14 protein-coding genes are annotated in these 10,396 nt (G+C 55.4%); 4 read left to right on the forward strand and 10 right to left on the reverse strand.

All coding sequences use genetic code 11. The features are described 5' to 3' along the window. On the reverse strand, positions 1-250 hold a 250-nt coding region (locus tag ACK5JN_RS21055; protein ID WP_416871931.1), incomplete at its 3' end, for an SAM-dependent methyltransferase. A 126-nt stretch (positions 251-376) separates the two neighbouring features. Here ACK5JN_RS21055 and yhbY point away from each other — a divergent pair. Next, complete coding sequence (gene yhbY, locus ACK5JN_RS21060) at positions 377-670, forward strand: ribosome assembly RNA-binding protein YhbY (protein ID WP_024133059.1); 294 nt, start codon at positions 377-379, stop codon at positions 668-670. A gap of 154 nt (positions 671-824) precedes the next feature. Here yhbY and greA read toward each other — a convergent pair whose 3' ends face one another. Beyond that, complete coding sequence (greA, locus tag ACK5JN_RS21065) at positions 825-1,301, reverse strand: transcription elongation factor GreA (RefSeq protein ID WP_416871932.1); 477 nt, start codon at positions 1,299-1,301, stop codon at positions 825-827. A 246-nt stretch (positions 1,302-1,547) separates the two neighbouring features. Here greA and dacB point away from each other — a divergent pair, with 246 nt between their 5' ends. Further along, positions 1,548-2,981 carry a serine-type D-Ala-D-Ala carboxypeptidase gene (dacB, locus tag ACK5JN_RS21070; protein ID WP_416871933.1) on the forward strand — a complete coding sequence of 478 codons (1,434 nt, stop codon included), beginning with the start codon at positions 1,548-1,550 and terminating at the stop codon, positions 2,979-2,981. A 62-nt stretch (positions 2,982-3,043) separates the two neighbouring features. Here dacB and cgtA read toward each other — a convergent pair whose 3' ends face one another. From cgtA to rplU, 4 genes are all read right to left on the reverse strand, one after another. Further along, positions 3,044-4,219 (reverse strand): Obg family GTPase CgtA, encoded by a 1,176-nt coding sequence (gene cgtA / locus ACK5JN_RS21075; protein ID WP_416871934.1) that lies wholly within the window; start codon positions 4,217-4,219, stop codon positions 3,044-3,046. 15 nt (positions 4,220-4,234) lie between these two features. Next, complete coding sequence (locus ACK5JN_RS21080; RefSeq protein ID WP_416871935.1) at positions 4,235-5,200, reverse strand: DMT family transporter; 966 nt, start codon at positions 5,198-5,200, stop codon at positions 4,235-4,237. 113 nt (positions 5,201-5,313) lie between these two features. Continuing rightward, positions 5,314-5,571 (reverse strand): 50S ribosomal protein L27, encoded by a 258-nt coding sequence (rpmA, locus tag ACK5JN_RS21085; protein ID WP_064541895.1) that lies wholly within the window; start codon positions 5,569-5,571, stop codon positions 5,314-5,316. 19 nt (positions 5,572-5,590) lie between these two features. Beyond that, the gene (rplU, locus tag ACK5JN_RS21090) at positions 5,591-5,902 is read right to left on the reverse strand and encodes a 50S ribosomal protein L21 (protein ID WP_003025032.1); all 312 of its coding nucleotides are present in this window, start codon (positions 5,900-5,902) and stop codon (positions 5,591-5,593) included. Positions 5,903-6,158: 256 nt separating this feature from the next. On the opposite strand from rplU, the gene ispB reads away from it, so the two are divergent. After that, positions 6,159-7,130 carry an octaprenyl diphosphate synthase gene (ispB, locus tag ACK5JN_RS21095; RefSeq protein WP_416871936.1) on the forward strand — a complete coding sequence of 324 codons (972 nt, stop codon included), beginning with the start codon at positions 6,159-6,161 and terminating at the stop codon, positions 7,128-7,130. Between the two features lie 186 nt (positions 7,131-7,316). After that, positions 7,317-7,589 carry a DNA-binding transcriptional regulator SfsB gene (gene sfsB / locus ACK5JN_RS21100; protein WP_416871937.1) on the forward strand — a complete coding sequence of 91 codons (273 nt, stop codon included), beginning with the start codon at positions 7,317-7,319 and terminating at the stop codon, positions 7,587-7,589. A 52-nt stretch (positions 7,590-7,641) separates the two neighbouring features. Here sfsB and murA read toward each other — a convergent pair whose 3' ends face one another. The 4 genes from murA to mlaC all read right to left on the reverse strand — a co-directional run bounded on the left by murA (position 7,642) and on the right by mlaC (position 10,283). Beyond that, complete coding sequence (murA, locus tag ACK5JN_RS21105; RefSeq protein WP_416871938.1) at positions 7,642-8,901, reverse strand: UDP-N-acetylglucosamine 1-carboxyvinyltransferase; 1,260 nt, start codon at positions 8,899-8,901, stop codon at positions 7,642-7,644. Between the two features lie 64 nt (positions 8,902-8,965). Beyond that, positions 8,966-9,220, reverse strand: coding sequence for a BolA family iron metabolism protein IbaG (gene ibaG, locus ACK5JN_RS21110; protein ID WP_035891140.1), 255 nt, complete (start codon positions 9,218-9,220; stop codon positions 8,966-8,968). A 137-nt stretch (positions 9,221-9,357) separates the two neighbouring features. Beyond that, complete coding sequence (gene mlaB, locus ACK5JN_RS21115) at positions 9,358-9,648, reverse strand: lipid asymmetry maintenance protein MlaB (RefSeq protein ID WP_416871939.1); 291 nt, start codon at positions 9,646-9,648, stop codon at positions 9,358-9,360. Further along, the gene (mlaC, locus tag ACK5JN_RS21120; RefSeq protein ID WP_416871940.1) at positions 9,648-10,283 is read right to left on the reverse strand and encodes a phospholipid-binding protein MlaC; all 636 of its coding nucleotides are present in this window, start codon (positions 10,281-10,283) and stop codon (positions 9,648-9,650) included. The genes mlaB and mlaC overlap by 1 nt, the downstream gene beginning before the upstream one ends. Between the last annotated feature and the right edge of the window lie 113 nt (positions 10,284-10,396).

The following is a 10,396-nucleotide window of genomic DNA, read 5'->3' on the forward strand; positions in this document are numbered from 1 at the left end:
GATCGCAAGCGATGATACGGCCTTTGCCGCCAATCTGCGTGACCACGTACAGTGACCAGCCTCCTGGGGCCGCACCGAGGTCGACAACCGTCATCCCCGGCTTAAAAAGTTTGTCACTTTGCTGTATTTCATCAAGTTTAAACCAGGCACGGGAACGTAACCCCTTTTTCTGTGCCTCTTGAACATATTTATCGCTAAAGTGTTCCTGAAGCCAGCGGCTTGAGCTGGCAGAACGCTTTTTACCTGTCATTTAACATTCCCATCGGGATAGTTCATCGTAGCCTTTTGGCGTAAATTTCTACGCGCCATTTGGCGATATATGGGAGATGGCGGTAGAATGACCCGTTTTCAATCCCAACGTAAGCAAAAATATACGATGAATCTGAGTACTAAACAAAAACAGCACCTGAAAGGTCTGGCACATCCGCTCAAGCCGGTAGTTATGCTTGGCAACAATGGTTTGACCGAAGGGGTACTGGCCGAGATTGAACAAGCGTTAGAGCACCATGAACTTATCAAGGTGAAAATCGCCTCGGAAGATCGCGAGACCAAAACCTTGATCGTGGACGCTATCGTGCGCGAAACCGGCGCCTGTAACGTACAGGTCATCGGTAAAATGCTGGTACTTTATCGCCCTGGTAAAGAACGCAAAATCTCGCTGCCACGTTAAGAATATCCTAATTTCTGACACAACACTGTGTTAAATGAGGGTTTTCCTTTACGAGGGCTAGCAACATGCCACGCTCTTATGCTTGATAAAAGGCCGCTATGCGGCCTTTTTCTTATCTTTACACTCGGTCAACATTATCAGTGTTGAACAAAGTTTACAGATAATCCACTTTGATGATTTCGAACTCAACTTCACCGCCCGGCGTACGGATGGTCACCACGTCGTCCTGCTCTTTGCCGATCAGGCCACGGGCAATCGGCGAGTTCACGGAAATCAGGTTCTGTTTGAAGTCTGCTTCATCATCACCCACGATGCGGTAGGTCTGCTCTTCGTCGTTATCCAGGTTCAGAACCTTCACGGTCGCACCGAAGATCACGCGGCCGTTATTCGGGATCTTAGTGATGTCGATGACCTGCGCGTTGGACAGCTTGGCTTCGATATCCTTGATACGACCTTCGCAGAAACCCTGCTGCTCACGGGCGGCGTGATACTCCGCGTTCTCTTTCAGATCGCCGTGCTCGCGCGCTTCGGCGATGGCCGCAATAATTTCCGGGCGGCGTACGGACTTCAGAAAATCCAGTTCTTCACGCAGTTTTTCTGCACCACGAAGGGTCATCGGAATAGCTTGCATTGTTATACCTCTTAAACATTCCTGTTAGGAGCGGTTCGCCCCGCTCCGGCTGCTAAGCCCGCCTGGGTCGCTATCAACACCAGGCCAGAAGCAAAAGAAAACCGACCCGGGTCCGAGGCCCCAGGTCAGCAGTAATTTTTAATTTGATACGCATTTTACCCCGAAGTTCACTACGGGTCATCGTTTACTTTACAGGGCGTTGGGCCGTAGTATGACGGCTTGTTTCCAGGTTGTTAGCGCGAGATTATGCGATTTTCCAGATTTATCATCGGATTGACCACCAGTATAGCGTTTAGCGTTCAGGCCGCGAATGTTGATGAGTATATCAATCAGCTCCCTGCCGGGGCCAACCTCGCGCTTTTGGTGCAGAAAGTGGGCGCTCCCGCGCCGCAGATTGATTATCACGGCCAGCAGATGGCGCTGCCTGCCAGTACCCAGAAGGTACTGACGGCGCTGGCGGCCCTGCTGCAGCTCGGGCCGGATTTCCGTTTTACCACCACGCTGGAGACCAAAGGCAGCGTCGATAACGGGACGCTAAAAGGCGACCTTATTGCGCGATTTGGCGGCGATCCGACGCTAAGACGTCAGGATATTCGTAATATGGTGGCGACGCTGAAAAAATCCGGCGTGCAGACCATCGAGGGCAACGTGCTGATCGACACCTCGATCTTTGCCAGCCACGATAAAGCCCCCGGCTGGCCATGGAACGACATGACCCAGTGCTTCAGCGCGCCGCCAGCCGCGGCCATTGTCGACCGCAACTGCTTCTCCATTTCGCTCTACAGCGCGCAAAAAGCCAACGATCTGGCGTTTATTCGCATCGCCTCCTATTACCCGGTGATCATGTTCAGCCAGGTGCGGACGCTGGCGAAAGGCTCATCCGAGGCGCAGTACTGCGAGCTGGACGTCGTACCGGGCGATCTCAACCGCTACACCCTTACCGGCTGCCTGCCGCAGCGTGCCGAGCCGCTGCCGCTGGCGTTCGCCATTCAGGACGGCGCCAGCTATGCCGGGGCGATTATCAAAGACGAGCTGAAGCAGGCGGGCATTACCTACACCGGCACTCTGCTGCGCCAGACGCTGGTCAACGAGCCGGGAACGGTGATTGCCAGCAAGCAATCGGCACCGTTGCACGACCTGCTGAAGATCATGCTGAAAAAGTCGGATAACATGATTGCCGACACCGTGTTCCGCATGATTGGCCACGCGCGCTTTGGCGTCCCGGGCACCTGGCGCGCGGGTTCTGACGCGGTACGGCAGATTCTGCGTCAGCAGGCGGGCGTCGACCTCGGCAACACGATTATCGCCGACGGTTCCGGCCTGTCGCGCCATAACCTCATCTCTCCGGCCACCATGATGCAGGCGCTGCAGTACATCGCTCAGCATGATAACGAGCTGAACTTTATCTCGCTGCTGCCGCTGGCGGGTCATGATGGTTCGCTGCAGTACCGTGCGGGTCTGCATCAGGCGGGCGTTGACGGCAAGGTATCGGCCAAAACCGGGTCATTGCAGGGCGTGTACAACCTGGCAGGCTTCATCACCACTGCCAGCGGGCAGCGGATGGCGTTTGTACAGTATCTGTCAGGGTATGCCGTGCCGCCTGCGGATCAGCGCAACCGGCGCATTCCGCTGGTACGCTTCGAGAGTCGTCTGTACAAAGATATTTATCAGAACAACTGATAGAAAACGGGCCGCAAAAGCGGCCCGTTTTTTTTGTCCTGCTAGCCCGTGAAGCCGGGGAATTAGCGCTTGTAGATGAACTCAACGCCTTCTTCGTCGTCTTCATCCCAATCATCATCCCACTCTTCGTCTTCCGCTTCTGCGGCCACTTCGTCGAGCTGCTGACGATGGTAGTCATCCCACATGAATTCGACTTTCTCAGGCTGTTTGGCTTCTTCTGCCTGCACCAGCGGGTTCTCGATGATGAAGTTCATCACGTCCCAGCACAGGTCTTTGACGCCCACCTGGCTGGCGGCAGAGATCAGGTAGTACTTATCTTCCCAACCCATGGCTTCGGCAATGGCTTTCGCCTTCGCTTCGGCTTCTGCTTTATCCATGGTGTCGATCTTGTTGAACAGCAGCCAGCGTGGCTTATTCGCCAGCTTCTCGCTGTATTTCTCAAGCTCGCCAATGATAATTTTTGCGTTCTCAGCCGGATCGGAACCATCGATCGGATCGATATCGATGATGTGCAGCAGCACGCGGCAGCGCTCAAGGTGCTTCAGGAAGCGAATACCCAGGCCAGCGCCTTCGGATGCGCCTTCAATCAGACCCGGAATATCGGCGACCACGAAGCTCTTCTCGTTGTCGACGCGTACCACGCCAAGACTTGGCACCAGCGTAGTAAACGGATAGTCCGCCACTTTCGGCTTCGCCGCGGAAACCGCGCGGATAAAGGTAGATTTACCGGCGTTCGGCATCCCCAGCATCCCCACGTCTGCCAGCAGCATCAGCTCGAGCTGCAGGTCACGTTTGTCGCCCGGGGTACCCATGGTTTTCTGACGCGGGGTACGGTTAACGGACGATTTAAAACGGGTATTGCCCAGACCGTGCCAGCCGCCTTTGGCCACCATCAGACGCTGACCGTGTTTGGTCATATCGCCCATAGTTTCACCGGTGCCCTGATCGATAACGCGCGTACCGACCGGCACCTTGATGGTGACGTCTTTGCCGCGCTTACCGGTACAGTCGCGGCTCGCGCCGTTCTGACCGCGCTCGGCACGGAAGGATTTTTCGAAACGGTAATCGATCAGGGTGTTCAGGTTCTCGTCGGCTTCCATCCATACGTCGCCGCCGTCGCCGCCGTCACCGCCGTCAGGGCCGCCTTTCGGAATATATTTTTCACGGCGGAAGCTTACGCAACCATTACCGCCATCACCTGCTACGACCAGGATCGTTGCTTCATCAACAAACTTCATTTTACTCTCCGTAAATCATTCGCCTGCGCGGGGTAACGGAACAACCGCTTCACGCTTACGCCACCGCCCCCATAGACGATGACCAATGGCGGAATACATCGCGCCCGCAACCACGACAAACGCACCGAGGTAACCTAAAAGGTTTAACATCGGTCTGGCGAAGAAATCGGGCCAGGCCATTGATAATAAATCTGAAAATAACAGAGTGAACAGCGGAGTCAGCGTGACTAACGCGCTCACCTGTGCCGCCTGCCAGCGCGCCATCGCTTCCGCGAGCGCCCCATAACCGACCAGTGTGTTCAGACCACAAAAGATCAGGCAGGCCAGCTGCCAGTCGCTCAGTTGCCCGATAACTTCAGGTTTGGCGAGCGGCAGCAGTGCAATCGTACATAAAGTGTACAGCAAAAAGAGGATCTGCTGTGACGCCATCCGCCGCAATAACACCTTTTGCGCGACGCCGTAGCTCACCCAGACCATCGCCGCACCGACACCAAAGATAACGCCCCAGGTGTAATCGGTCAGGCGGGTAAAAATTTCGATCAGGCTGGTGTTAAAAAACATCACCAGCCCGCAGATCAGCATGGTCGCCCCGATAATCTGCGTACCGCGCATCTTCTCTTTGAGGATAAAGACGCTGGCCACCATCATGCCCACCGGGGAGAGCTGGCCAATCACCTGCGACGCCGTTGGGCTAACGTACTGCAGCGAAGAGCTGAACAGCACGAAGTTACCGAACAGCCCGCCGGTGGCAATCAGCAGCAGCACCAGCCAGCGTGGGTCACGGAAGAGCCGCAGAGACGGCAGCCTGCGTTTCCAGGTCAGGATCAGGCCCAGACCACAGCTGGCCATCAGGAAGCGGTAAAACACGACGGTAGGCGGTTCCATCACTTCCAGAACCTGTTTCATCGCAATTGGCAATGCACCCCAGCAAATCGCCGTGGTGAGCGCCAACAGAATACCTATGCCCGCCTGTTGCTTCATACCGGATTTCCTACCCTGAAACAGCGCTACAGACCATCATTTACCTGGCGTCGAATGTAAAAAGCCCCGCAACGTGTTGCGGGGCTTTTATCCGTTACCGGGACGCGAATAACTTATTCAGCAACGATGCTGATATATTTACGGTTATTCGGACCTTTAACTTCAAATTTCACTTTACCGTCTGCTTTAGCAAACAGAGTGTGGTCTTTGCCGCAACCAACGTTGGAGCCAGCGTGGAATTTGGTACCACGTTGACGAACGATGATGCTACCAGCCAGAACTGTTTCACCGCCGAAGCGTTTTACGCCCAGACGTTTAGCTTCTGAATCGCGACCGTTACGAGTCGAGCCGCCAGCCTTTTTATGTGCCATTTAATCTGCTCCCCTTAACTTAAGCGCTGATGCCAGTGATTTTCACATCAGTGAACCACTGACGATGGCCCTGCTGCTTACGGTAGTGTTTACGACGACGAAACTTAACGATTTTAACTTTCTCGCCACGACCGTGAGCAACAACTTCAGCTTTGATAACGCCGCCATCAACGAAAGGAACGCCGATTTTGACTTCTTCACCGTTTGCGATCATCAGAACTTCAGCGAATTCAACAGATTCGCCAGTTGCGATGTCCAGCTTTTCCAGGCGAACGGTCTGACCTTCGCTTACTCGGTGTTGTTTACCACCACTTTGGAAAACCGCGTACATATAAACTCCGCTTCCGCGCACATCCTCGTGTGATTCAGAGTGCGCTATAAATATTCACAATAGGGCGCGAATATTACGCAAAACGCGAGCCTTTGACAAGTGCTACCATCAATAGATGCAGAAAAAAAACACAACGCACACGGTAACGTTTATCTGGCGCGTTTTTTCAGTACAATTGCAGTTACAACTCTAACGTAAAACCTTCGTTATCCCGTATGGATAAGTGGTAAACAGGACATTAAGCCCGGCTTTTGCGATGAATTTACAAAAAATCAATGAGTTAACCGCGCAGGATATGGCGGGAGTCAATGCGACGATTCTTGAGCAGCTCAACTCGGACGTCCAGTTGATCAACCAGCTAGGCTATTACATCGTTAGCGGCGGCGGGAAACGGATTCGTCCGATGATCGCCGTACTGGCGGCGCGCGCCGTTGGCTATCAAGGAAACGCCCACGTCAAGATTGCCGCACTGATCGAATTTATTCATACCGCGACGCTGCTGCACGATGACGTCGTCGATGAGTCTGATATGCGCCGCGGCAAAGCGACGGCTAACGCCGCCTTTGGCAACGCGGCCAGCGTGCTGGTCGGCGATTTTATCTACACCCGCGCCTTCCAGATGATGACCAGCCTCGGTTCGCTGAAGGTGCTGGAAGTGATGTCTGAAGCGGTCAACGTTATTGCCGAAGGCGAGGTCCTTCAGTTGATGAACGTCAACGATCCGGACATCACCGAAGAGAACTACATGCGCGTCATCTACAGCAAGACCGCGCGTCTGTTCGAAGCCGCCGCCCAGTGTTCCGGTCTGCTGGCCGGCTGCACGGTCGAGCAGGAAAAAGGTCTGCAGGACTACGGTCGCTATCTCGGCACCGCTTTCCAGCTGATTGACGATCTGCTCGACTACAGTGCCGACGGCGAAACGCTGGGTAAAAACGTCGGCGACGACCTGAACGAAGGCAAACCAACGCTACCGCTGCTGCACGCGATGCGTAACGGCACGCCAGAGCAGGCGCAGCTGATTCGCGGCGCGATTGAACAGGGTAACGGCCGCCACCTGCTGGAACCGGTACTGGAGGCGATGGCAGCTAGCGGTTCACTGGAGTGGACCCGCCAGCGTGCAGAAGAAGAAGCCGACAAAGCGATTGCCGCCCTGGCGCCGCTGCCAGACTCCCAGTGGCGCGATGCGCTGATTGGTCTCGCCCATATCGCCGTTCAGCGCGATCGTTAATCCCTCTCCCGCGCACCGCGCGGGAAAGTTCCAGAAAATACCAAAAGACGCCATTTCGCACCTGAAAATTAACGTTTTCCTAATTTATCAAAACTTACACGAACCTTTTAGAATCTTCCTGAAAAGCGGGTTAGAGTCCATTCTTCAACCAACTTGACGATTAGACAGCGCTCTCAGGGAGGAAGTATGGATAACTTTATCGACTGGCATCCAGCGGATATCATCGCCGGACTGCGGAAAAAAGGTACGTCAATGGCCGCTGAATCACGTAAAAACGGCCTGAGTTCATCAACGCTCGCCAATGTGCTTACACGCCCCTGGCCTAAGGGGGAAGTGATTATTGCAAAGGTGCTGGAAACGGATCCATGGGTCATCTGGCCGTCGCGGTATCACGATCCGGTCACCCATCAGTTTATCGATAGAACGCGGGCGATACGCCAGCCAAAGAAGGAAAAATAGCAGGATATAACGCCCTCCAGGCTCTCCAGAGGGCGTTTAACAGCAGCAGCGATTACTCGCCTTTAACGCGTTCGATATTGGCGCCCAGGGCGCTCAGCTTATCTTCAATGCGTTCGTAGCCGCGATCGATGTGATAGATGCGGTCAACGATAGTGGTGCCCTGTGCAATACAGCCGGCCAGCACGAGGCTTGCCGATGCGCGCAGGTCGGTTGCCATCACCTGAGCGCCGGACAGCTGCTCAACGCCGTGGCAAATGGCGGTGTTGCTTTCGATTTCCGCACGCGCGCCCATACGGATCAGTTCCGGAATGTGCATGAAACGGTTTTCGAAGACCGTTTCGGTGATCACGCCGGTACCTTCCGCCACCATGTTCAGCAGGGTAAACTGCGCCTGCATGTCGGTCGGGAACGCCGGGTGCGGTGCGGTGCGCACGTTTACCGCTTTCGGGCGCTTGCCGTGCATATCGAGGCTAATCCAGTCGTCACCCACTTCGATGTCGGCCCCGGCTTCACGCAGCTTAGCCAGCACCGCGTCGAGCGTATCCGGCTGCGCGTTACGGCAGACAATTTTGCCGCCGGAGATCGCCGCCGCCACCAGGAAGGTGCCGGTTTCGATACGGTCAGGCAGCACGCGGTAAACGCCGCCGCCCAGGCGTTTCACGCCTTCGATGGTAATGCGGTCAGTCCCCTGCCCCGTCACTTTCGCGCCCATTGCGTTGAGGAAGTTCGCCGTGTCGACGATTTCCGGCTCACGCGCGGCGTTTTCGATGATGGTGGTACCTTCCGCCAGCGTGGCGGCGGTCATGATGGTCACGGTCGCGCCGACGCTGACCATGTCCATGACGATATGCGCGCCTTTCAGACGACCGTTAACGGACGCTTTGACGTAGCCTTCTTCCAGCTTAATTTCCGCGCCAAGCTGCTCAAGACCAGAAATGTGCAGATCGACCGGACGCGCGCCGATGGTGCAGCCGCCCGGCAGAGAAACCTGACCCTGACCAAAACGCGCCACCAGCGGCCCAAGCGCCCAGATAGACGCGCGCATGGTTTTCACCAGGTCGTAAGGTGCACAGAAAACATTGACCGAGCCCGCATCAATCCATACTGAACCGTTACGCTCAACCTTCGCACCCAGCTGCGTCAGCAGCTTCATGGAGGTATCCACGTCTTTCAGTTTCGGTACGTTCTGGATCTCTACCGGGTCTTCTGCCAGCAGTGCGGCAAAAAGAATCGGCAGGGCAGCATTCTTGGCGCCGCTAATGGTGACCTCGCCCTGAAGGCGGGTTGGCCCCTGCACACGAAATTTATCCATCAAATCTAATCTCTGTTAAGTATTCACGTTCGCCACCGGGAAGGCTTACCGCTTCCCCCATGGCTCAAAAACCGTTGAGTTTGCGATCGCGCGCCCATTCTTGCGGGGTGTACGCTTTGATCGACAGGGCATGAATGCGGTTGTCCGCAAGATACTCCATCAGCGGGCCGTAGATAGTCTGCTGCTTCTTAACCCGGCTCATGCCATCAAACATCTCACCCACGGCAATCACCTGGAAGTGGCTACCGTCACCAGAAACGAGAACTTCCTGAAGGGAGAGTGCATTCATCAGCACGGTCTGAATTTCATTATTTTCCATAGGTTCACATTTCATTTGAGAGTGAAAACAGCCCCACATCTTAGAGGAAAGTGGCGCAGTCTTAAACAAGCAAAAAGCCCCATCGTTAAGATTGATGAGGCTTTAAGAATGTTAGAAGCAATAACGTGCTGAAATTTTTAAGGGATCATATCTTCAGGCAGATTATACAACCCTTTCAGCGTTGCCACTTTTTCGCTCACGCCTTGCAGACTCACCTCGCGGCCCTGAGAACGAATCAGGTCAACGAGGTGCACCAGCAGCGCCAGGCCGGCGGTATCGACGCGGCTAAGACCGCTCAGATCGATCACCGAGACCCCCTGCGTGGCCTCTTGTCTGGCGTCCCACAGCGGGACCAGAAAGTCTTGATCCAGTTCGCCGTGCAGCGCCAGGCGCTCGCCGTCGCGCGTCCAGCTAAGCTCTTCAGCCATTATTTTTTCTGTTCCAGGGTGATCGGCTGCGCAGAGATGGATTTCAGCTGTGCGGTCAGGCCATCGATGCCTTTGGTGCGCAGCAGGTCGCTCCACTCGTTCTGCTTGGTGGTGATCATGCTCACCCCTTCCGCGATCATATCGTACGCCTGCCAGTTACCCGTTTGGGTGTTTTTACGCCACTGGAAGTCCAGGCGTACCGGCGGGCGGCCGTTCGGGTCGATGATGGTGACGCGAATCGGCACGATGGTGGCGTCGCCCAGCGGCTGTTCCGGGGCAATCTGGTAGGTCTGGCCGTGGTACATCGCCAGCGCCTGGCCGTAAGCCTGTTTCAGGTATTCACGGAAGGCGGCAAAATAGGCTTCACGCTGCGCCGGAGTGGCGTCTTTGTAGTAGCGGCCCAGCACCAGCGCACCGGCGTATTTCACCTGCACGTACGGCAGCAGTTCCTGATCGACCACGTCGCGCAGGTGGTTCGGGTTAGAACGAATTTGTGGCTGTTCATTCTTCAGGCGATCGAACGTTTTCTGCGCCGCTTCGTTCATCAGCTTGTAAGGGTTAGATTGGTCTGCGGCATTTGCAGCCGTGAGCGGGGCAATCACCAGCTTGGCGACCATCAGGAAGCGTTGAAACATGTCGAGTATCTCCTGAGATTCATTCGTCGGGCCAGTGGCTGGCGTCGCCGTCGCTGTCTGTCGGTCCGTTGATGCCTGCGCAGCGCCTGATGGCTTATTGTCGCTGCCTGTGC

Source organism: Kluyvera sp. (assembly GCF_047971185.1).
In the GTDB taxonomy this organism is placed as follows: Bacteria; Pseudomonadota; Gammaproteobacteria; order Enterobacterales; family Enterobacteriaceae; genus Kluyvera.